Origin of the sequence: Pseudomonas panipatensis, from assembly GCF_900099785.1 — a bacterium.
Taxonomy (GTDB): Bacteria; Pseudomonadota; Gammaproteobacteria; order Pseudomonadales; family Pseudomonadaceae; genus Pseudomonas; species Pseudomonas panipatensis.
In genome coordinates this window covers 1-20,681 of sequence record NZ_FNDS01000003.1, presented here as the reverse complement: position 1 = coordinate 20,681, position 20,681 = coordinate 1, and the positions used below count along the sequence as shown (strand labels likewise).

The 20,681-nt window shown below is 66.7% G+C and carries 20 protein-coding genes; 8 read left to right on the top strand and 12 right to left on the bottom strand.

Annotated elements, in window-relative coordinates; genetic code table 11:
- Positions 1-4: 4 nt before the first annotated feature.
- Together kdpA and kdpF are read right to left on the bottom strand one after the other, a co-directional pair.
- Positions 5-1,699, bottom strand: a complete 1,695-nt coding sequence (kdpA, locus tag BLQ74_RS07955) for a potassium-transporting ATPase subunit KdpA (protein WP_090262022.1) — start codon at positions 1,697-1,699, stop codon at positions 5-7.
- Positions 1,700-1,709: 10 nt separating this feature from the next.
- The gene (gene kdpF / locus BLQ74_RS07950; RefSeq protein ID WP_090262021.1) at positions 1,710-1,799 is read right to left on the bottom strand and encodes a K(+)-transporting ATPase subunit F; all 90 of its coding nucleotides are present in this window, start codon (positions 1,797-1,799) and stop codon (positions 1,710-1,712) included.
- Between the two features lie 277 nt (positions 1,800-2,076).
- On the opposite strand from kdpF, the gene BLQ74_RS07945 reads away from it, so the two are divergent.
- From BLQ74_RS07945 to BLQ74_RS07925, 5 genes are all read left to right on the top strand, one after another.
- Positions 2,077-2,829, top strand: coding sequence for a response regulator (locus tag BLQ74_RS07945; RefSeq protein ID WP_090262020.1), 753 nt, complete (start codon positions 2,077-2,079; stop codon positions 2,827-2,829).
- Positions 2,830-2,860: 31 nt separating this feature from the next.
- A complete protein-coding gene (locus BLQ74_RS07940) occupies positions 2,861-3,907 on the top strand; it encodes a sensor histidine kinase (protein WP_244507161.1) in 1,047 nt (348 codons plus the stop codon).
- 114 nt (positions 3,908-4,021) lie between these two features.
- Positions 4,022-4,846 (top strand): EF-hand domain-containing protein, encoded by an 825-nt coding sequence (gene xopAW / locus BLQ74_RS07935; RefSeq protein ID WP_090262018.1) that lies wholly within the window; start codon positions 4,022-4,024, stop codon positions 4,844-4,846.
- A 202-nt stretch (positions 4,847-5,048) separates the two neighbouring features.
- Positions 5,049-5,699, top strand: a complete 651-nt coding sequence (locus BLQ74_RS07930) for a FadR/GntR family transcriptional regulator (protein ID WP_090262017.1) — start codon at positions 5,049-5,051, stop codon at positions 5,697-5,699.
- Between the two features lie 33 nt (positions 5,700-5,732).
- Positions 5,733-6,998, top strand: coding sequence for a CynX/NimT family MFS transporter (locus BLQ74_RS07925; protein ID WP_090262016.1), 1,266 nt, complete (start codon positions 5,733-5,735; stop codon positions 6,996-6,998).
- Positions 6,999-7,013: 15 nt separating this feature from the next.
- Here the strand turns inward: BLQ74_RS07925 and BLQ74_RS07920 are convergent, their stop codons facing one another.
- The 10 genes from BLQ74_RS07920 to BLQ74_RS07875 all read right to left on the bottom strand — a co-directional run bounded on the left by BLQ74_RS07920 (position 7,014) and on the right by BLQ74_RS07875 (position 15,908).
- Entirely contained in the window at positions 7,014-8,084 is a 1,071-nt protein-coding gene (locus BLQ74_RS07920; RefSeq protein WP_090262015.1) for an AI-2E family transporter, read from the bottom strand.
- Positions 8,085-8,167: 83 nt separating this feature from the next.
- Positions 8,168-8,980, bottom strand: a complete 813-nt coding sequence (locus tag BLQ74_RS07915) for a DUF4892 domain-containing protein (RefSeq protein ID WP_090262014.1) — start codon at positions 8,978-8,980, stop codon at positions 8,168-8,170.
- 2 nt (positions 8,981-8,982) lie between these two features.
- Positions 8,983-9,639, bottom strand: coding sequence for a glutathione S-transferase family protein (locus tag BLQ74_RS07910; protein WP_090262013.1), 657 nt, complete (start codon positions 9,637-9,639; stop codon positions 8,983-8,985).
- A gap of 90 nt (positions 9,640-9,729) precedes the next feature.
- Entirely contained in the window at positions 9,730-10,590 is an 861-nt protein-coding gene (locus tag BLQ74_RS07905) for an alpha/beta hydrolase (RefSeq protein ID WP_090262012.1), read from the bottom strand.
- A complete protein-coding gene (locus BLQ74_RS07900) occupies positions 10,587-11,402 on the bottom strand; it encodes an alpha/beta fold hydrolase (protein WP_090262011.1) in 816 nt (271 codons plus the stop codon). Before BLQ74_RS07900 ends, BLQ74_RS07905 begins: the two co-directional genes overlap by 4 nt.
- Before the next feature lie 288 nt (positions 11,403-11,690).
- Positions 11,691-12,119 carry a hotdog fold thioesterase gene (locus tag BLQ74_RS07895; protein WP_090262010.1) on the bottom strand — a complete coding sequence of 143 codons (429 nt, stop codon included), beginning with the start codon at positions 12,117-12,119 and terminating at the stop codon, positions 11,691-11,693.
- Positions 12,120-12,148: 29 nt separating this feature from the next.
- Entirely contained in the window at positions 12,149-13,816 is a 1,668-nt protein-coding gene (locus BLQ74_RS07890; RefSeq protein ID WP_090262009.1) for an AMP-binding protein, read from the bottom strand.
- Positions 13,817-14,070: 254 nt separating this feature from the next.
- Positions 14,071-14,535, bottom strand: a complete 465-nt coding sequence (gene sixA, locus BLQ74_RS07885) for a phosphohistidine phosphatase SixA (RefSeq protein WP_090262008.1) — start codon at positions 14,533-14,535, stop codon at positions 14,071-14,073.
- Positions 14,532-14,873 carry a DUF4389 domain-containing protein gene (locus BLQ74_RS07880; protein ID WP_090262007.1) on the bottom strand — a complete coding sequence of 114 codons (342 nt, stop codon included), beginning with the start codon at positions 14,871-14,873 and terminating at the stop codon, positions 14,532-14,534. The genes sixA and BLQ74_RS07880 overlap by 4 nt, the downstream gene beginning before the upstream one ends.
- Before the next feature lie 12 nt (positions 14,874-14,885).
- A complete protein-coding gene (locus BLQ74_RS07875; RefSeq protein ID WP_090262006.1) occupies positions 14,886-15,908 on the bottom strand; it encodes an NAD(P)H-dependent glycerol-3-phosphate dehydrogenase in 1,023 nt (340 codons plus the stop codon).
- A gap of 199 nt (positions 15,909-16,107) precedes the next feature.
- Between BLQ74_RS07875 and BLQ74_RS07870 the strand changes: the two genes are divergently transcribed.
- The 3 genes from BLQ74_RS07870 to fabB all read left to right on the top strand — a co-directional run bounded on the left by BLQ74_RS07870 (position 16,108) and on the right by fabB (position 20,009).
- Complete coding sequence (locus BLQ74_RS07870; RefSeq protein WP_090262005.1) at positions 16,108-18,015, top strand: ATP-binding protein; 1,908 nt, start codon at positions 16,108-16,110, stop codon at positions 18,013-18,015.
- Positions 18,016-18,264: 249 nt separating this feature from the next.
- Positions 18,265-18,780: a 3-hydroxyacyl-[acyl-carrier-protein] dehydratase FabA gene (gene fabA, locus BLQ74_RS07865; RefSeq protein WP_090262004.1), complete on the top strand. Its 516-nt coding sequence runs from the start codon at positions 18,265-18,267 to the stop codon at positions 18,778-18,780.
- Between the two features lie 11 nt (positions 18,781-18,791).
- Entirely contained in the window at positions 18,792-20,009 is a 1,218-nt protein-coding gene (gene fabB, locus BLQ74_RS07860; RefSeq protein ID WP_090262003.1) for a beta-ketoacyl-ACP synthase I, read from the top strand.
- Positions 20,010-20,681 lie beyond the last annotated feature (672 nt).

Genomic DNA, 20,681 nt, shown 5'->3' with positions numbered 1-20,681 from the left:
CTCCTCAGAAGCCGAGGGTCAGGTGATCGGCCACCGGGCCGAGAACCAGGGTCGGCAGGAAGTTCAGGCCACCGACCAGGAGGATGGTCGCGGCGAGCAGGCCGACGAACAGCAAACCGTGGGTGGGGAAACTGTTCGGCCCCACCGGGACGCGCTGCTTCATCGCCAGGCTGCCGGCGATGGCCAGCACCGGCAGGATGTAGCCGAAGCGGCCGATGAGCATGGCCAGGGCGAGCATCAGGTTGTGGAAGGGCGTGTTGGCGCCGAAGCCGGCGAACGCCGAGCCGTTGTTCGCCGCGCCCGAGGTGTAGGCATAGAGCAACTGGCTGAAGCCGTGGGCACCGGGGTTGCTCACCGCCGAGGCCGGACCCGGCAGGCTGGCGGCGATGGCGCCGAGCACCAGCACGCCGACCGGCATCACCAGCAGGCTGGCGACCAGCAAGCGCACTTCGCGGGCCTCCAGTTTCTTGCCGAGGTACTCCGGGGTGCGGCCGATCATCAGGCCGGCGAGGAACACCGCGATCAGGACGAACAGCAGCATGCCGTAGAGACCGGCGCCGACACCGCCGAAGATCACCTCGCCGAGCATCATGTTGAACATCGCCACCAGGCCGCTGAGCGGGTTGAGGCTGTCGTGCATGGCGTTCACCGAGCCGTTCGAGGCCGCCGTGGTGGTCACCGCCCAGAGCACGCTGGCGGTGGTGCCGAAGCGGCTCTCCTTGCCTTCCAGGGGCGCGCCCTGGGTGATCGGCAGGTGCGCCAGCGCCGGGTTGGGCTGGTACTCGGCCCACAGCGCCACGCCCAGGCCGATGGCGAACAGCAGCAGCATGCAGCCCAGAATGGCGCGGCTCTGGCGCAGGTCCTTGACGTAGTGGCCGAAGCTGAACACCAGCGCCGCCGGGATCAGGATGATCGACACCAGCTCGAACAGGTTGCTCCAGGCCGTGGGGTTCTCGAACGGGTGTGCCGAGTTCACGCCGAAGAAGCCGCCGCCGTTGGTGCCCAGTTGCTTGATGGCGATCTGGCTGGCCGCCGGGCCCAGCGGAATGGCCTGGTCGACGCCCTGCAGGGTGGTCGCGTGGACATAGTCGCTGAAGGTCTGCGGTACGCCCTGCCAGACCAGCAACAGCGCCAGGATCAGGCACAGCGGCAGCAGCCCGTAGAGGGTGGCGCGGGTCAGGTCGACCCAGAAGTTGCCGAGGTTCTGCGTCGACTTGCGCGCGATGCCGCGCGCCAGCACCACCAGCACGGCCAGGCCGACCGCCGGGCTGACGAAGTTCTGCACGGTCAGGCCGAGCATCTGGCTCAGGTAGCTGAGCGAGGCTTCGCCGCTATAGGACTGCCAGTTGGTGTTGGTGACGAAGCTCACCGCGGTGTTCAGCGCCAGGGTCCATTCGAGGCCCGGCATGTGCTGCGGGTTGAGCGGCAGCGCGCCCTGCCCCAGCAGGATGGCGAACAGCAGCGCCAGGCCGGCCAGGTTGAAGACCAGCAGGGCGGCGCTGTAGGTCTTCCAGTTCTGCTCGACGCTCGGATCGATGCCGCAGGCGCGGTAGATCAGGCGCTCCACCGGCGCCAGGACAGGACTGAGGAAGGTCCGCCGCCCTTCCATGACCTGGTAGTAGAAACGCCCGAGCAACGGCGCCGGTAACAGCACCAGGCCGAGGAAGACGACGATCAGCAAGACATCGTGGCTGTTCATGCGCCCTCCTTTACGAGCGGTCGGCGCGCAGCAGCGCCACCAGCAGATAGATGAACAGTGCCGTGGCCAGCACCAGGGACACTCCGTCGAGAACGCTCATGTCTATTTCTCCTCACGCAGGCGAATCCTTGCGCTGGAGAAAGTTTCCGCAACAGCGGCGTAAAGATGCGATTGGCGGGCCTCACGGCAGGCATAAAGAAAGCGTAAAAAGGCCTCTGCCGCGCCCCTCCGGGCTGCGTATCGAATCGGATACATTGACGACATTCTGTCGATATCCGCAGCTGTCACCCTCGCGCAAAGTGGCCGCCCGTGTAGCAGCGGGTTAGCATCCGTCTTAGCCGACGCGCCCCACCCGCGTCACCAGTGACAGGTACCCCATGTACAGCAGTTCCTCCCCCGCCGCCCTCGACGCCCCGCAACGCTGGACCACCCGCGCCCTGCTGGTGGACGACGACGAGCCCATCCGCGAACTGCTCTGCGGCTACCTGGCGCGGTTCAACATCGAGGCATACGGCGTGGCCAACGGCCAGGAAATGCGCAAGGCGCTGGCCGAGGAGAGTTTCGACGTGGTGGTCCTCGACCTGATGCTGCCCGGCGAGGACGGCTTGTCGCTGTGCCGTTACCTGCGCAGCGAATCGGACATCCCGATCCTCATGCTCACCGCGCGCTGCGAGCCGGCCGACCGCATCATCGGCCTGGAACTGGGCGCCGACGACTACATGGCCAAGCCCTTCGAGCCGCGCGAGCTGGTGGCGCGCATCCAGACCATCCTGCGCCGCGTGCGCGGCGACGAAGCCAAGGGCGGCGAACCGCGCGCCCAGGTGCGCTTCGACCAATGGCGGCTGGACAGCGTGCTGCGCCAATTGCACTCGCCCGACGGCCTGGTGGTGCCGCTGTCCAATGCCGAATTCCGCCTGCTCTGGGTGTTCCTCGAACGTCCCCGCCGGGTGCTCAACCGCGAGCTGCTGCTGGACGCCGCCCGCGGTCGCGCCATCGAGGCCTTCGACCGCAGCATCGACCTGCTGGTCTCGCGCCTGCGCCAGAAACTCGGCGACGACCCGCGCTCGCCCCGCCTGATCAAGACCGTGCGTGGCGAAGGCTACCTCTTCGATGTCCGCGACATCGCCTGACCGGCAAGACGCGGCACCGGGGGCCCCGACCATGAAAAAGAAGCGCTCGCTGCACTTCGCGGACAGCCTGTACGCCCGTCTGTTCGGGGTCTTCCTGCTGGCCATCGTGCTGGCCCACCTGCTGGCGTTCGTCTGGTTCCACCATTACGGCCACCCGCCGCCACCTCCACCACCGCCGCCGGAAGCCATGTTCGAGGGCGCCGAGCGCAGGCCGCCTCCGCCCCCCCACCACCCGCCGTTCTGGGGCGGCCCGTTCGTCTTCCAGCTCATCACCCTGGTCGGCGCCGCCTGGATAGGCGCGCGCCTGCTCGCGCGTCCGGTACAACGCCTGGGCGACGCTGCCCTGAGCCTGAGCGAGGACCTCGACAGCCCGCCGCTGCCGGAAACCGGCCCGCGCGAGGCCAAGCGCGCGGCGCAGGCCTTCAACCGCATGCGCGAACGCATCCGCGAGCAGGTGCAACAACGCAGCCGCATGCTGGTGGCGGTGTCCCATGACCTGCGCACGCCGCTGTCGCGCCTGAAATTGCGCGTCGAGGAAATCGACAACCCGCAACTGCGCACGCGCATGGCCCAGGACCTGGGCGAGATGATCGCCATGCTCGATTCCACCCTGCACTACCTGCATCAGGAGCGCGCCAGCGAGCCCATGCAGTGGTTCGATATCAAGGCGCTGGTCGACTCCCTGGCCGAGGATGCCTGCGAACGCGGCGCGAAGGTCAGCGTGGAAGGCCACTGCGCCCCGCTGAAGGTGCAGCCCATGGCCCTGCGCTCGTGCCTGAACAACCTGCTGGACAATGCCCTGCGCTATGCCGGCGACGTCTGCTTCGAGCTGCGCGACAGTGGCGAGGAGGTGCAAGTGCGCGTGCGCGACCACGGCCCGGGAATCCCGGCGGATATGCGCGAGCAGGTGTTCGAGCCGTTCTTCCGCCTGGAGGGCTCGCGCAACCGCAACTCCGGCGGCGTCGGCCTGGGCCTGGCCATCGCCCGTGAGGCTGCGCGCCGGCAGGGCGGCGACCTGCGCTTCGAGGAAACCCCCGGCGGCGGCGCCACCGCCGTGCTGAGCCTGCCGCGCGTCTGATGGCACTTTGTCGGCGGGCATACAAAGCGCACATACCGCCGACAAGCCCTGGACCAAGACTGCCAAGACCGGAGAACCCCGCTCCGGCCTTTCCATCGTCATGGAGGCAGTCCAATGATCAGCGGAGTCAGCGGCTACAGCAGCTATTACAGCGGCGCCGCGCTTACCAGCGCGCTGCGCGGCAGTAATTCGAGCAGCAGTTCCAGCAACGCCACGGCCAGCACCAGCAGCACGAGCAATCGCAAGAGCTTCGAGCAAGACCTGTTCACCTCGCTGGACAGCAACGGCGACGGCAGCATCAGCAGCGACGAGCTGAGCAGCGCCCTGTCCTCGAGCGACAGCAGCAGCTCCAGTAGCTCCAGCAGCATCGACATCGACGGCCTGCTCGCCCAGCTCGACAGCGACGGTAGCGGCGGCATCAGCCAGAGCGAACTGAGCAGCGCGCTACAGCAGGCCAAGGGCGACATGCCACCGCCGCCGCCCTCCGCCGACCAGGCCGCCAGCGATCTGCTCGGCAGCCTGGACAGCAACGGCGACGGCAGCATCAGCAGCGACGAACTGAGCAGCGCCCTGAGCGCCAGCAGTTCCAGCGGCTCCACCAGCGCCAGCACGAACAGCAGCCAGATCAGCGACCTCTTCAGCACCCTGGACAGCGACGGCAACGGCAGCATCAGCCAGAGCGAACTGAGCAGCGCGCTACAGCAGGCCAAGGGTTCGGCCGACATGCCGCCGCCCCCGCCGCCGAGCGACAGCGCCGTGAGCGGCATCAGCGCCAGCGATAGCAGCAGTTCCAGCAGCAGCTCCAGCGACAGCAGCAGCAGCAGCAGCAGCAGCGCGATGATCCAGCAAATGCTCAGCATGCTGGCCAAGCACTATCAGGACAGCAGCTCCAGCAGCTACCAGAGCACCAGCGGCAGCCTGGTGAACATCGCCGCCTGAGCCCCACGCGGGCCGCGATCGGCAACCTTACGCGATCCGGCCCGCGCCCTCGTATCGGCGCCACCGCGGCGGCGCCGCCGCGAACCTCACCCTCCCCGCGCCACGACACCGCCCGCCGGCTCGGCGCGGCCCGGCCGCCTTGCCGGCAACCCCGGGGCTGCTTTACCCTGCGCGAAAATTCATCCGATGATTGGATGTTTCCATGGGCACGACCTCCCTGAAACGCTCCCTGGTGGATATCGCCCTGGAGCAGATCCGCCTGCGCATCGACAGCGGCGCCTGGTCCCTGGGCCAACGCCTGCCGCCGGAGCCCGAGCTGGCGGAAATCCTCGGCATGAGCCGCAACACGGTGCGCGAAGCGGTGCGCGTGCTGACCTTCTCCGGCGTGCTGGAAGTGCGCCAGGGCGACGGCACCTACGTGCGCGCCTGCGCCGACCCGCTGGACACCATGCTGGCGCTGGCCCGCGGCTCCATCGAACAGGCCCTGGAGGCGCGCGCGGTGATCGAAGTGGAGGCCGCGCGACTGGCCGCCCTGCGCCGCAGCGATGCGGACATCGTCGAGCTGCGCCAGGCCCTGGAAGCCAGCGAAAGCCTGTACGGCAGCCCCCGGCTGGACGACTACATCGCCCATGACCTGGCCTTCCACCAGCGCGTCGTGGACAGCGCCCACAACCCGCTGCTCAGCGAGCTGTACCGTTACTTCTCGCGAGTCATCCGTGCCGGCCTGGAGCGCACCATCAGCGAGCCCGGCCGCCCGCAGCCGGCGTTCGAACTGCACCGCCAACTGCTCGCCGCCATCGAGCGCGGCGACGCCGACGCGGCGGCCACGGCCAACCGCGCGCTACTGATCTGATCCACAGCCTTTCACTGCCTGGCGAGTCCCACCATGTCCGAGCACAAGCCCCACCGCGTCGAGGAACTGCTGATTGACGCCGAGATCGACGACCTGCCCGCCGCGCCAGCGGCGCCGCTGCGCCCCTGGCTGCTGCTGCTCGGTCTGGTGCTGGTCGCCCTGAACCTGCGCCCGGCGCTGTCGAGCCTGGCGCCACTGCTCAACCAGGTCCGCCAGGACACCGGCCTGTCGGCGGCCGCGGCGGGTCTGCTGACCACCCTGCCGGTGCTTTGCCTGGGCCTGTTCGCCCCTCTGGCACCGCGCCTGGCCGCACGCCTGGGCGCGGAACGCACGGTGCTGGCGATCCTCCTGCTGCTGGCCGCCGGCATCGTCCTGCGCAGCCTGTTCCCGCCGAGCGGGCTGTTCCTCGGCAGCCTGCTGGCCGGCGCCAGCATCGGCATCATCGGCGTGCTGCTGCCGGGCATCGTCAAACGCGACTTCCCGCACATCGCCGGGGTCATGACCGGCGTCTACACCATGGCCCTGTGCCTGGGCGCGGCGCTGGCGGCCGGCGCCACGGTGCCGCTCAGCGAGCACTTCGGCCAGCGCTGGCAGCCGGCCCTGGCCTGCTGGGCGCTACCGGCCGTGCTCGCCGCCGTGGCCTGGCTGCCACAGACGCGCCAGGGCCGGCACGCGCACCGCCAGGCGTTCGAGGTCAAAGGCCTGTGGCGTGACGCCCTGGCCTGGCAGGTGACCCTGTACATGGGCCTGCAATCGTCGCTGGCCTACGTGGTGTTCGGCTGGCTGCCATCGATCCTCATCGACCGCGGCCTGAGTCCGGCCGAGGCCGGGCTGGTGCTCTCCGGCTCGGTGCTGGTGCAGTTGTTCAGCGCCCTGGCGGCGCCCTGGCTGGCGACCCGCGGGCGTGATCAGCGGGCGATGCTGGCGCTGGTGCTCGGCCTGACCCTGGGTGGCCTGCTGGGCTTCCTCTATGCACCGCTAGAGGGAATCTGGGGCTGGGCGCTGGTGCTTGGCCTGGGCCAGGGCGGCGCCTTCAGCATCGCCCTGGCGCTGATCGTGCTGCGCTCGCCCGACGCGCATGTCGCCGCGCACCTCTCCGGCATGGCCCAGGGCGTGGGCTACACCCTGGCCGCGCTGGGCCCGTTCCTGGTCGGCCTGGTGCACGACCTGACCCAGGGCTGGGGCGCGGTCGGTGCGATCTTCGTGGCGGTCAGCCTCGGCGCCCTGGCCGCCGGCCTCGGCGCCGGCCGCGACCGCTTGCTCACGGTGCGCAGCAGCGCCATCGACAGCGCCCGCTGAACAGGGGCGCGGGTTTCAGCCCTGGCGCGGCCCGCCGTCCTGGCCGCCCGGCGGCTGCAGGCGCTTGGGACTCTCGATCCAGTCGGTGACCAGGTTGTAGACCACCGCCAGCAGCACCGGGCCGAGGAACAGGCCGATGAAGCCGAAGCTGAGCAGGCCGCCCAGCACGCCGAGCAGCACCACCACCAGCGGCAGGTTGCCGCCGCGGCTGATCAGGTAGGGCTTGAGGATGTTGTCCACGCCGCTGATGACGAAGAAGCCCCAGATGCCGAGGAACACCCCGTAGCCATAGTTGCCCTGGAAGAACAGCCAGGCGGTGGCCGGGCCCCAGATCAACGGCGGGAACATCAGCAGGCTGCAGGCGAAGGTCAGCAGACCGAGCAACAGCGCGCCGGGCACCCCGGCGATGAGGAAACCGATGCAGGCCAGCACCGCCTGGGCGGCGGCGGTGCCGATGACGCCGTTGACCACCCGCTGCACGGTGCCGGCGATCAGCCCCATGTAATGCTCGGCGCGGCCGCCGATCAGGCGTTCCAGCATTTGCAGGGCGAAGCGCTCCAGGCGCAGGCCGTCGCGGTAGAAGAAGAAGATCAGGACCAGGCTCAAGACCAGCTCGAACATACCGGCGGCGACCTTCGCCGAGCGCGCCAGCACCCAGTTGCCCATCTCGCCCATGTAGGGCTTGAGGCTGGCGAAGAACGCCACGCCCTGTTGGTCGGCGGAGTACCACCAGCCGATCAGCCGGTCGCCGATCAGCGGCGTGCGCGCCAGCCAGGTCGGCGGCGGCGGCAGGCCGGACACCTGCAGGTTCTTGATCAGCTCGACCCCGGCGCGCAACTGATCGACCACGCTGAAGCCCAGCCAGAGCAGCGGCAACGCCACCAGGACGATCCACAGCGCCGTGAGCAACCCCGCCGCCAGGGCCTCGCGACCGCCCAGCAGACGCGTCAGCCAGCGCATCAGCGGCCAACTGGCGAAGGCCAGCACGGCGGCCCAGAACAATGCCGACCAGAACGGCGCCAGAACCCAGAGGCCGGCGCCGAGCAGGATCAGCAAGAGAATACGCAACAGCAGGTTATCGAACATCGGGGCCGGACTCCTTTCAGCACGGCGATTTCGGATCGGACGGCCGCCAGGCGGCCACATCGGGCAATTTCAGCGTAGGTGAATCAGCGCAGCCAGGTGAGGTGCAGGCCCTCGCCGGTCGTGCCGCCAAGCTCCAGGCGCGCCTCGCGCACGCCCTGGGCGCTGAGCGCGGCGCGCCAGTCGGCGGCGTGGCTGCCGGCCAGTTCGACGCGCACTCCGGTATCCAGGCGCAGGGTGCGCACCAGCAGGTCCAGCCAGGCGCCGCCGGGTTGCGCGGGCACATGGCTGAGGGTCAGCTCGCCGTTGTCCTTGAGCAGGCGCAACAGCGTCGCCGCGCTGGGCAACCATTCGCCCAGGGGCGCGGCGCCGTCCAGTTGCTCGGCATGCAGGTAGGCGCGGCGATTGCCGCGGGTGATGGTGTAGACGGCCAGCAGGCTGTCGCGTTGCGGCGCCGCCAGGCGTACCAGCAGGAACGCCTGTTGCTCGTCCGGGCCGTACAGGCTGGCGTTGCCGAACACCGCGTTGGCCAGCAGGCTGCTCGAACCGCAGTCACGCCCCTCGCACCAGAACAACGGCGTGGCATCGGCCTTGAGCAGCGCCTTGCGCGCGGCGGCGAAGGCGGCCTGGCTGGCTTCCTCGTCGGGCAGGCGGTAGGTCAGGCTGGTGAGCTGGCCGAGGGCACGCACTTCGCCTTCCATGCGCAAGCGCCCGCTGATGCGGCTGATCGGCCCCAGCGGATAGACGCGCTCGACGCTCGGGCTGACGAGGTAATCGACGATCTCCGCCCGCGGGTAGCGCGGCAAGGCGTCCAGGTCGTGGCTGTCGGGCAGGTCGGCGGCACAGGCGCCGCCCGCCAGCAGCACACAAGCGAGCAACGGCAGGAAACGCGCCGCCATGTTCAACGGGTCAGCATCGAGCGCGCGGTATCCACCGCCTTGGCGGTGTCCTGGGTTTCCCGGGGCGGCACCTGCAGGCCACGCTGCACCGCCGGGCGTGCCTCGATCGCGGCCAGCCAGCGTTGCAGGTTGCCCAGGCCCTCGACCGAGACCCCGGCCCAGTCATGCAGGCGCACCCAGGGGAAGGTAGCGATATCGGCGATGCCGTAGTCGCCGGCCAGGTACTCGACCTCGCCGAGGCGGCCGTCGAGCACTTCGTACAGGCGCCGCGTCTCGTGCTGGTAACGGTCGATGGCGCCTTGCAGTTTTTCCGGGAAGTAGCGGAAGAACACATTGGCCTGGCCCTGCATCGGCCCGACCCCGCCCATCTGGAACATCAGCCATTGCAACGCCGTGGAACGGCCCTTGGGGTCCTGCGGCAACAGGCGGCCAGTCTTCTCCGCCAGGTAGATGAGGATGGCGCCGGACTCGAACACCGCGAAGCCGTCGTCGACGATCGCCGGAATCCGTCCGTTGGGGTTGATGCGCAGGAACTCCGGCGTCTTCTGCTCCTTGCGCTCGAATGAGAGGACGTGCGTCCGATACGGCAGGCCCAACTCTTCCAGAGCGATGGAGACCTTGTGCCCGTTCGGCGTGGCGGCGGTATAGAGCTCGATCATGCAGAATCTCCCGGATGCGATCCGTGCAGACTCACGGCAAGCCCCGGTTTAGTCAAGCCGCCGGCGGAAACCGCGTGATGCCCGCCGCGGCTAAGCGCTCAGGAAGGGCTGGAAGATCGCCGCCACCGCCGTGGCGCCGGCCTCGTCGTCGAGGTGCAGGTGATGGCCGCCGGGCAGTTCATGGACCTCGAACGGCCGGCCTTCGAGCAGCCGGCGAATACCCGGCTGGTTGGCCAGCATGCCACCCTGCGCCAGCACCAGGCTGAGCGGACACTGCACGGCGCGAACGAAACTGGCGGCATGGGCCTGGGTCAGGCGCAGCGGCGACGGCAGGGTCAGGCGCGCATCGCTGCGCCAGGTGAAACCACCGGGCACCGGCATCAGGCCGCGCTGGGCGAGCAGCTCGGCGGCTTCGCGGCTGACCGCGCCGACACCCTTCATGCGCGCTTGCACGGCACGCTCGATCCGCTCATAGACCGGCTTGCGCTTGGCCGGCAAGGCCAGTTGCGCCTTCAGCGCCTCGCCGAGCTTCTGCGGCGCCTTGTCGGCTTCGCCGGTGTAGGGCACCAGGCCATCGATCAACGCCAGGCGCTCGATGCGCTCGGGCAAGGCCCCGGCGAGCAGGACGGAAACGATGGCGCCCATCGAGTGCCCGAGCAGGGAAAAACGCTGCCAGCCCAGTTGCTCGGCCACCGCCAGCACATCGAAGGCATAGTCCCAGAGCAAGTAATCGGCCCCGGCGGCGCGGTGCGCGGAATGCCCATGCCCGGCGAAGTCGAGGGCGACGATGCGCAGGCCCTGTAGCTTCGGCGCCAGGCGCGCGAAGCTCATGGCATTGTCCAGCCAGCCGTGCAGGGCCAGCACCGGCTTGCCATCCTCGGGGCCGAACAGGTGCGCGGCCAGTTCGATGTGCGGAAGGTTCAGACGGATTTCTTCGACCTGGGCGCTCATGCCGATCGGCTCTCCTGTGCGGCGCGTCGTTGCCAGCGCGCGAATATCTGTTTCAGCAGGTCCGCGGTGTCCTGCGGGCGCTCCAAGGGAAACATGTGGCCACCGGGCAGCGACAGGTATTCCCCCTGCGGCACGCGACGTACCGCGCGGGCATGGTGCGGCAACACCACCCGGCTATGGCGGCCGCGCACCAGTGCCAGGGGCACGGCCAACTGGCGCGGGCGCCCCGGCGTCACATGCGGCACGTTGCGGTAGATGCTGATCTCGGTGGCCGGATCGAACTTCAGCCGCAGGCCGCTGCCGTCGCCCGCCGCCAGGCCATGGCGCACATAGGCTTCCAGGCACTCCGGGTCGAAGCGTTTGAACAGTGACTTGCCGGCGAAATAGCGCAGCGCCTCGTCGACATCCGCGAAATCCTCGCGCCGCCCCAGGGTGCGCCCGGCCGGCGTGATGCGGTCGATGAAGCCGAAACGCTTGGCCGCGCGGATCAGCCATTGGTCGGCGAGGGTCAGGGTCGGTGAATCGAGCATCACCACGCCGCGGTAGAGCTGCGGCTGGCGCAGCGCCGCATGGTAATGCAGCAGCCCGCCGAGGGAATGGCCGACGCCCCAGACCGGCTGATCCAGCCCGGCCAGGTGGTGCAACAGCTCATCGACCAGGCTCTCCCAGTTGGCGTTGACCGGGAAGCGCGGGTCATGGCCGTGCATCTCCAGGTGGTGCACCTGGTATTGCGGAGCCAGGGCAGCGAACAATTTGCCGTAGGTGGCCGAAGGAAAGCCGTTGGCGTGGGCGAAAAAGATCGCAGGTGTCATGCCGATGAACCGAGGGGAAGGTCGGGAAATTCTCCAACAGGGCCGCCGCCGCGACAATCGCCAGACCCCGCCGAGGCCAGGGCACTCCGGCCAAAAGACAGCACCAGGCCCTTCGTCGGCACCGGCCCAGCGCTGCCGGGGAAAGGCAGAGCGCTGCTACTCGGCGTCGATGAGGCGCACGTCGCTCGCGACGGCCGGGAATGCGCCGTGCCGCTCGTAGGAAGAGCCAAGCGATACCCAGCGCTGGGCATCGCTTGGCTGAATCGCCTCCGACGCGAGCACCGTGGCCTAGCGCGCCAGCGGCACCACCGCCATGGTCAGCCGCGAAATGCAGCTCGGCTTGCCGTCGTCGCCATGCAGGCGGATTTCCCAGACATGGGTGGAGCGGCCGATGTGCACGGCCTTGGCCACCGCCGTCACGCGCCCGCTGCGCAAGCCGCGCAAGTGGTTGGCGTTCACCTCCAGCCCCACGCAGTAGAACGCGCTGCTGTCGATGCACAGGTAGCTGGCGGTGGAACCGACGGTTTCCGCCAGCACCACCGAGGCGCCGCCATGCAGCAGACCATAGGGCTGGTGGGTACGCGCATCCACCGGCATGCTGGCGCTCAGCGAGTCCTCGCCGAACGCCTCGAAGCGAATGCCGAGCACCTCGCCAATGGTGTTCTTCAGGTTGGCATTGAGATGCTCCAGATCCGGGGTGCTACGCCACAGGCTCATGCGCTGTCCTCCCTTGCGCGATGCTTCGTTCACTCATGCCACTGCACCGCTTCGCGGCGCTCGGCCCACTCGTTGAAACGTCCGCCATAGGTGCTCTCCACCACGTTGCGCTTGATCTTCAGGGTTGGCGTGAGGAAACCGTTGTCCACCGACCAGACGTCCTTGACCAGCACCAGGCTAGCCAGGCGCTCGTGCTTGTCCAGCTCGCCGTTGACCTCCTCCAGCAGCCGCCGCAGGCTGCTTTCCAGCTCGCTCCGCGCACCGTTCGCCACCTCCTGCCGGCCCACTTCGGAGAGCACGCACAGGCCCAGGGGCGCCACCAGGCCATCGCCGACCACGCAGATCTGCTCGATCCGCGAATGCACCGCGAGGCGATTCTCGATGGGTGCCGGCGCTACGTACTTGCCCTTGCCGGTCTTGAAGATTTCCTTGAGCCGTCCGGTCAGGCGCAGGTTGTGCTCGGCGTCCTCCTCACCCTTGTCGCCGGTGCGCAGGAAACCATCCGCGGTGAGCGTCTCGGCGGTGCGCTCCGGGTCCTTGTAGTAGCCGAGCATGGTGGCGCCACTGCGCACCTGGACTTCGCCTTCGTCGCTGATGCGCACTTCCACGCCGGGACTGGACTGGCCGATCCAGCCGGGCTTCTGCCGGCCTGGCCGGCAGACATGGGAATAGCCGCAGTTCTCGGTCATGCCATAGACCTCCAGCACGTTCAGGCCCAGCCGCTGATACCAGTCGAGCAGCGCCGGCGGCACCGGCGCGGCGCCACACAAGGCATAGCGCACCGCATCCAGACCGAGCCCAGCGAGCACCTTGCGCCCGACCAGGCGGCCGATCAGGGGCAGGCGCAAGAGGCGTTCGAGCTTCTGCGCCGGCATCTGCGCGTAGACGCCCATCTGGAACTTGGTCCAGATCCGCGGCACGCCGAAGAACACCGTCGGCCGCGCGCGGCGCATGTCGGCGACGAAGGTCTCCAGGCTCTCGGCGAAGAACACCGTCTGCCCGGCATAGATCGAGGCCATCTCGACGAACATCCGCTCGGCCACGTGGCACAGCGGCAGATAAGACAGCAGGCGGTCCTCCTCGCCGACGCCGAACAACGCCATGGCGTGGCTGGCGGCGAAGTCGAAGTTGGCGAAGGAATGCATGACGCCCTTGGGCGTGCCGGTGGTGCCCGAGGTGTAGATGATGGTCGCCAGGCTGGCGGGATCGGGGTGCGGATCGTCAGTGATCGGCGCGCAGGCCTGCAGATCGTTCCAGGCATGGTCGAAGCGCCCCTGGGGGTGCAGCGGCAAGGCGACGCTGAGCACTTCGCTGGGCAGGCCCGGCGCCATCGACGGCCAGTCGTCGAGCTTGCCGATGAACGCCACCCTGGCCTCCGAGTGGGTCATCACCTGGCGCACCGAGTCGGCCGTGAGATTCGGATACAGCGGCACCGAAACGTGGCCGGCCATCCAGATGGCCAGATCGGCGACGATCCAGTGTGCGCAGTTCTTCGAAATGATCGCCACGCGGCTGCCGGGCGGCATGGCCAGGCTGCGCAACCAGGCTGCGGCACGCCGCGCCTGCTGCCCCGCCTCGCCCCAGGTCAGGGTCTGCACCTGGCCGCCAGGCAACGGCTGGACCAGATAGCGCTTCTGCGGATGGCGGGCTTCGCGTTGAATGAATTGCTCGAGCGGAGAACGATTTGCAGTGACCACATGCCCCTCCTTTCTTGTTGTTTTCAGAGGTGTAGCGATAGATCAACCAAGCACTTGCTCGGGCGAATATTCCACGCGCCTTCCCGACAGGCAAGCGGCACTCTGTGAACTTTTGTTGTGAAGAAATGCGTCTGGGCATTACGCCGCCGGCGCGTTCGCCGGGTGGCCTCAGGCGGGCCGGGCCCCCACGGCGACGACCCGGGGCGAGGGGCAGAAACGACAAGGCCCCTGGCGGGGCCTTGAGCCATCAGCGGTCAGGAGTGCCCGGGGTGATAGATCGACACCAATGTCATCAACCCCGCTACCGGGCATTCGCCTTCCAATTCCGCCAGCGAGGCGGTGGTCATGGCGATGCCTTCGTTGCGGCTGCCGTGGACCAGCAGGCCACCCAGCGCGCCGATCAGCGGCTGATGGCTGACCAGCAGCAGATTGCGTTCGGTGCGACCGTCGAGAAAACGCAGCACATCGCGCGGATCGTCATCCGGCGTCAACCAGGGCACGGTGCCCACCGCGCCCTCGAAGCCCAGCGCCTCACGCACCAGCTCGGCGGTTTCCTGGGCGCGCACGTAGGGGCTGGCGAGGATGCCATCGATCTCATGCCCGGCCAGATGCCCGGCACTCTGCAGCACCTCCTTGCGCCCATGGGCGGTCAGGCAGCGCTCGGCATCGCGGCGGGCATGGGGCTCTGCCTCGCCATGGCGCAGCAGCCAGAGCTTCACAGCTTGGGCTCCTCGTCGCGCACCGGATGCGGCGCCGGCGGCACGCTGTGGGCGGTCTCGCCGTCGGGTGTGCGCGGTGTCGGCCAGTCGGCGAAGGGCCAGGGCTTCTCTTCGGTGTTGAAGGTGCCGAAACGGCCGATCTGCGCGAGGAACTGGCTGAGGCTGTCGCCAAAGGCCAGCAGGCTGCCGCTGGGCGCCCCGTAGATGATGCGGTAGATCAGTTGAATGACCACCACAACGCCAAGGATCAGCTCGGCGACATGCCAGACCAGCACGAACAACAACATCCAGAAGACACGCAGAATCAGCGATTCCTTTTCCAGACGATCAGCGGACATGGCTTGGCCTCCTTAGAAACCACTGGTGGGAATGAAGTCGACGTCGGTCTTCGGCTCACCGCTCATCAGCGCCTGTATCACCTGGGCCAGGGTGCGCCCGCCGAAAAGAATGGCGTAGAGCCCGGCGACCAGCGGCATATAGACGCCCAGCTCATCGGCCTTGGCCTTGAGCACCTTGAGCGTGTTCACGCCTTCGGCAGTCTCGCCCATGCGCGCCACCGCATCCTCCAGGCTCAGGCCTTCGCCTAGGGCGAAGCCGACCTGGTAGTTGCGGCTCTTGGGCGAAGAACAGGTGACGATCAGGTCGCCAACGCCGGCCAGGCCGAGGAATGTCATGGGGTTGGCGCCAAGCTTGACCGCGAAACGGGTCATTTCCGCCAGGGCGCGGGTGATCAGCATGCCCTTGGTGTTCTCGCCCATGCCGAGGGCGGCGGCCATGCCGGCGATGATCGCATAGACGTTCTTCAGCGCACCGCCCAACTCGACGCCGAAACGGTCGGCACTGGCATAGACGCGGAAGGTGCGCCCATGCAGCGCGCTCTGCACGCGCTCGCAAAGCGCCTCGTCTTCACTGGCGACGACGGTGGCGGTCAGCTCGTGTTCGGCGATCTCACGGGCCAGGTTGGGGCCGGAGATCACGCCGATGCGCGCCTGTGGAGCGATTTCCTCGAGGATCTGGCTCATCAGCTTGAAGCTTTGCGCCTCGATACCCTTGGTCAAGCTGACCAGCAATTTGCCGGCCAGTTGCTCGGCATGCGGCTCGAGCACCTTGCGCAGCGCGCCGGACGGCACGGCGACGAAAATCAGCTCACAGGCTGCGAGCGTGCCCTCCAGGTCGGTGACCGGCTCGACGTTATCGTGAATGCGCACCCCCTTGAGGTAGCGCGGATTCTCGCGCTGGGCACGGATAGCCGCGGCCTGTTCCTCATCGCGCATCCACTGGCGCACGCGCTGGCCATTCTCCGCCAGCAGATTGGCGAAAGCGGTGCCGAAGCTCCCACCTCCCAACACGGCGATCGGTTGCTGCTCAGTCATGACTCTTCCATAACGAACCGCGCGACGGCGGCGATTGGGGCATTATAAGGCGGCTCCGGCAGCCGGCCAGTACAGATCGGTGTACTGGAAAAGCACGTCGCCTCGTTTAACATCCGTCATCTGATCAACATCGAGAACAAGGCCGTTCCGTGTATTCAATCCTCCAGGCGCTCCCCGCCACCGCCATGAGCAATGCAGCATGAGCGCAACCAAGGGCTGGAACATCCAGACCCGCATGCTGGCCATCAGTCTCGGCCCGGCACTGCTGCTGACATTGCTGCTCACCGGCTACTTCACCTACTCGCGCCTGCAGGACCTGCGCCAGGAGCTGACGCACACCGGCCAACTCATCGCCAACCAGCTCGCGCCGGCGGCGGAGTACGGCGTGCTCTCGGGCAACCTGCCGATACTGCAAAGCCTGCTGCGCACCACCCTGAGCACGCCCCACGTTCGCTTCATCGAGGTACGCAACCGCAATGACGAGATTCTCGTCTATGCGGAGCAGGACACCGATAGCGCGCCCCCGAGCAACGCCCAGATCGAGGTGTTCCATGCCCCCATTCAGCGCGAACGGGCAATGCCCGTCGTGCCGTCCACATGGCGCGCCCCCGACCTCCCCGACGAACCCAGCGCCGATGCGGACTACCTGGGACGCGTGGTCGTGGGCATGGCCAACGACGCTTTCAGCGATCGTCAGCAGGAAATCCTCTTCAAGGCCAGCCTGCTGGCATTCTCGGCGCTGATCCTCACCCTGCTCCTCGCACGTCGCCTGGCGCGCCGCCTCGCCGCACCGATCAGCACCATGGCCAATGCGGTACAAGCCATCCAGACCGGCGACTACCAGACCAGCCTGCCGGTGCTGGACGACGGCGAAATCGGTGATCTGGCACGGCACATCAACAACCTCGCCCGCGCCTTGCAGCAAGCCAGCCAGGAGCAGGAACGCGGCATCGCCCAATTGGTCGCCGCACGCGAGGAAGCGGAACAGGCCAACCGCAGCAAGTCGGACTTCCTGGCGATGATGAGCCATGAACTGCGCACGCCGATGAACGGCGTCCTGGGCATGCTGCAATTGCTGGAAACCACGGAACTTAATCAGGAGCAGGCGGAATACAGCGCGCTGGCGACCGAGTCGACCGAGCATCTGCTCAAGGTGATCAACGATATCCTCGACTTCTCCCGCATCGAGCGCGGCGCCCTGGAACTGGAACGTATCCCCTTCAATTTGCTGGAGCTGATCCAGGGCTCGGTTCAGGTCTTCCAGCACAGTGCCCAGCAACGCGGGCTCACGCTAAGCCTGGAAGTGCAGGAAGGCCTGGAGCAACTGGATGTGCGTGGCGACCCGACGCGCCTGCGCCAGATACTGGTCAACCTGCTGGGTAACGCACTGAAGTTCACCGAAGAGGGCGCGATCCGTCTGCAGGTGCGCTGGCAGCCGCTGGACAACGAAGTGCTCTGGCTCACCTGCGCGGTGAGCGACAGCGGAATAGGGATATCCGCGCAACGCCTGGAGCATATGTTCGAGGCCTTCCAGCAGGCGGACTCCTCCACGTCGCGGCGTTATGGCGGCACCGGCCTCGGCCTGGCCATCGCCCGCACCCTGGCGGAACGCATGGGCGGCACCTTGAATGCATCCAGTGAGGAAGGCCTGGGCTCCACCTTCACCCTGGAGATACCACTGCCGTTCCGCACGCGTCATCGCGTCGCCCCCACGGGCCGGCCACAGGCCGCAGACATGGCCAGCGGTCAGTCCGTGCTGCTCGTGGAAGACAATCCGGTCAATCAAACGGTCATCGAAGGGATGTTGCGCAGCCTGGGTTATAGCGTCACCCTAGTCGGAGACGGTGTAGAGGCAGTGCGGATGGCAGCGCAGCAGGAGTTCGACGCGATACTGATGGATTGCCGGCTGCCACAGCTCAGCGGCTATGAGGCGACACGGCAGATTCGTGCACGCGCGGATCGGCAAGGGGTGCCGATCATCGCCCTGACAGCCAACGCGCTGCAGGGCGACCGCGAAGCCTGCCTGGAGGCAGGGATGAACGACTACCTGGCCAAGCCGTTCAAGCGCGCCGAATTGCAAAAGATTCTGCAGCGCTGGATGACATAGGGGCGTTGATCCACCGAGCCGCTTCGCCCACACTCCAATGTCCGCCGCGATGATCGAAATGGCCGCCGCGGCCAGATAAACGAGGCGCAGGGATTAAAGTGAACAACCGTTCGCCCGGCGCTGTGACTTTAACTCAAAGGCAATAGTCTATGACTAGGCTGCCGCTGGACGCCGCAAGAACAATATGGCGCGCGGAGCCGCAGGCCGACCGATAATCGCCCTGCCGTTCAGGATTTTTGAGGAGCTCGCATGACCAAACAACACGCCTTCACCCGAGAAGACCTGCTGCGCTGCAGCCGCGGCGAGCTCTTCGGCCCGGGTAATGCGCAACTGCCCTCCCCCAACATGCTGATGATCGACCGCATCACTCACATCAGTGAAGTCGGCGGCAAGTATGGCAAGGGCGAACTGGTCGCCGAGCTGGATATCAACCCGGACCTGTGGTTCTTCGCCTGCCACTTCGAAGGTGACCCGGTGATGCCGGGCTGCCTGGGTCTCGACGCCATGTGGCAGCTGGTCGGTTTCTACCTCGGCTGGCAGGGCAATCCGGGTCGCGGCCGTGCCTTGGGCTCGGGCGAAGTGAAGTTCTTCGGCCAGGTCCTGCCGACCGCCAAGAAAGTCACTTACAACATCCATATCAAGCGCACCATCAACCGTTCGCTGATCCTCGCCATCGCCGATGGCAGTGTCAGTGTCGATGGTCGCGAAATCTACAGCGCCGAAGGCCTTCGCGTCGGCCTGTTCACTTCCACTGACAGCTTCTAAGGGTTATCCGCATGCGTCGCGTCGTGATCACCGGCCTGGGCATCGTATCCTGCCTGGGCAATGACAAAGACACCGTATCCGCCAACCTGCGCGCCGGCCGTGCCGGCATCCGCCACAATCAGGCTTACGCCGATATGGGCCTGCGCAGTCACGTTTCCGGCTCGGTGAACCTCAACCTCGAAGAGCTGATCGACCGCAAGGTCTATCGCTTCATGGGCGATGCCGCGGCCTATGCATACCTGGCAATGGAACAGGCCATCAAGGATTCCGGCCTGAGCCATGAGCAGATATCCAACCCGCGCACTGGCCTGATCGCCGGTTCCGGTGGCGCCTCCACCCTGAACCAGATGGAAGCCATCGATACCCTGCGCGAAAAGGGCGTCAAGCGCATCGGCCCATACCGCGTCACCCGCACCATGGGCAGCACCGTCTCGGCTTGTCTGGCCACCCCCTTCCAAATCAAGGGCGTGAACTACTCCATCTCCTCGGCCTGCGCCACCAGCGCGCATTGCATTGGCCAGGCCATGGAACAGATCCAGATGGGCAAGCAAGACGTGGTATTCGCTGGCGGCGGTGAAGAAGAGCACTGGAGCCAGAGCTGCCTGTTCGATGCCATGGGCGCCCTTTCCACCCAGTACAATGAAACCCCGGAAAAGGCATCGCGCGCTTACGACGCCAAGCGTGACGGCTTCGTCATCGCCGGCGGCGGCGGCATGGTGGTAGTCGAGGAGCTTGAGCACGCACTCAAGCGTGGCGCCAAGATCTACGCCGAGATCGTCGGCTACGGCGCGACCTCCGACGGCTACGACATGGTCGCTCCGAGCGGTGAAGGCGCAATCCGTTGCATGCAACTGGCCCTGTCCACCGTCGACACCCCGATCGACTACCTGAACACCCACGGCACCTCGACGCCGGTTGGCGACGTAGCGGAAATTCGCGGCATCCGCGAAGTCTTCGGCGGCAATGCCCCGACCATCAGCTCGACCAAGAGCCTGTCCGGTCACTCCCTCGGCGCTGCCGGCGTACATGAGGCGATTTACTGCCTGCTGATGATGGAAGGCAACTTCATCGCCGCCTCGGCCAACATCGAAGAGCTGGACCCGGAAGTGGCAGATATGCCGATCCTCCGTGAAACCCGTGAAAACGCAAAGCTCGACACCGTGATGAGCAACAGTTTCGGCTTCGGCGGCACCAACGCCACCCTGGTACTGAAGCGCTTCAACGGTTGATCCAGGCAAGACGAAAAAGGCGCCCAAAGGGCGCCTTTTTTATTGTCCGCAAAACTTACTTCCCCCCACGAAATCCTCCCTAGCAAGTTCTGGATGGATGCTGGAGTCCTCCTGTAGCGATAGTTGAAATGCGTACCAGGAGAAGGATTAGCCAGCGGGCAGAGCAACCAGTGCCACCGCATGAACACCTGCAGTTTTTGGCTCACTGGCACAAACTTCATCCAGCCTCTTATTTCCCCTCGCTCGTGAACCGCGAACACGCCTGCCCTGCGAATCCAGAAACCAGGCACAGCACACAGCCCGGTAGATACGCCCGCACCAAGCAATGATTATTGGCGCCTCGCAGAACAAGCTAGCCGTTAAGCTGGCGCCTCATAACTGACTCTCGACGCGGATACCATGCCATTGAAACTGACGCTTTCGGCACGCCTGCGACGCCGATCTGCCAATACAGCACAACAAGGCACTGTATGCGCCCCCGGAGATTGACTGCAACATGAGCCACGGCTGGCTCTTGAGGTCGACAAGAGCAAGGGTAGGATGCACGCCCCGCAGGAGGAAATCGCGAGAGAGGCCACCGAGCTTTTCCGTGCGCAAAAGCAAAACCCCTGGTCATTGCTGACCAGGGGTTTTGGGATAGGTGCTTGACGATGACCTACTCTCACATGGGGA

Excerpts from the sequence above, each read along its gene's own strand:
- fabA (WP_090262004.1), top strand. The coding sequence starts at position 18,265 with ATGACCAAACAACACGCCTTCACCCGAGAAGACCTGCTGCGCTGCAGC.
- BLQ74_RS07875 (WP_090262006.1), bottom strand. The coding sequence starts at position 15,908 with ATGACTGAGCAGCAACCGATCGCCGTGTTGGGAGGTGGGAGCTTCGGC.
- BLQ74_RS07925 (WP_090262016.1), top strand. The coding sequence starts at position 5,733 with ATGTCCGAGCACAAGCCCCACCGCGTCGAGGAACTGCTGATTGACGCC.
- BLQ74_RS07940 (WP_244507161.1), top strand. The coding sequence starts at position 2,861 with ATGAAAAAGAAGCGCTCGCTGCACTTCGCGGACAGCCTGTACGCCCGT.
- BLQ74_RS07870 (WP_090262005.1), top strand. The coding sequence starts at position 16,108 with ATGAGCGCAACCAAGGGCTGGAACATCCAGACCCGCATGCTGGCCATC.
- BLQ74_RS07945 (WP_090262020.1), top strand. The coding sequence starts at position 2,077 with ATGTACAGCAGTTCCTCCCCCGCCGCCCTCGACGCCCCGCAACGCTGG.
- kdpF (WP_090262021.1), bottom strand. The coding sequence starts at position 1,799 with ATGAGCGTTCTCGACGGAGTGTCCCTGGTGCTGGCCACGGCACTGTTC.
- BLQ74_RS07920 (WP_090262015.1), bottom strand. The coding sequence starts at position 8,084 with ATGTTCGATAACCTGCTGTTGCGTATTCTCTTGCTGATCCTGCTCGGC.
- BLQ74_RS07910 (WP_090262013.1), bottom strand. The coding sequence starts at position 9,639 with ATGATCGAGCTCTATACCGCCGCCACGCCGAACGGGCACAAGGTCTCC.
- BLQ74_RS07895 (WP_090262010.1), bottom strand. The coding sequence starts at position 12,119 with ATGAGCCTGTGGCGTAGCACCCCGGATCTGGAGCATCTCAATGCCAAC.
- kdpA (WP_090262022.1), bottom strand. The coding sequence starts at position 1,699 with ATGAACAGCCACGATGTCTTGCTGATCGTCGTCTTCCTCGGCCTGGTG.
- BLQ74_RS07905 (WP_090262012.1), bottom strand. The coding sequence starts at position 10,590 with ATGAGCGCCCAGGTCGAAGAAATCCGTCTGAACCTTCCGCACATCGAA.
- fabB (WP_090262003.1), top strand. The coding sequence starts at position 18,792 with ATGCGTCGCGTCGTGATCACCGGCCTGGGCATCGTATCCTGCCTGGGC.
- BLQ74_RS07915 (WP_090262014.1), bottom strand. The coding sequence starts at position 8,980 with ATGGCGGCGCGTTTCCTGCCGTTGCTCGCTTGTGTGCTGCTGGCGGGC.
- BLQ74_RS07880 (WP_090262007.1), bottom strand. The coding sequence starts at position 14,873 with ATGTCCGCTGATCGTCTGGAAAAGGAATCGCTGATTCTGCGTGTCTTC.
- BLQ74_RS07930 (WP_090262017.1), top strand. The coding sequence starts at position 5,049 with ATGGGCACGACCTCCCTGAAACGCTCCCTGGTGGATATCGCCCTGGAG.
- BLQ74_RS07900 (WP_090262011.1), bottom strand. The coding sequence starts at position 11,402 with ATGACACCTGCGATCTTTTTCGCCCACGCCAACGGCTTTCCTTCGGCC.
- xopAW (WP_090262018.1), top strand. The coding sequence starts at position 4,022 with ATGATCAGCGGAGTCAGCGGCTACAGCAGCTATTACAGCGGCGCCGCG.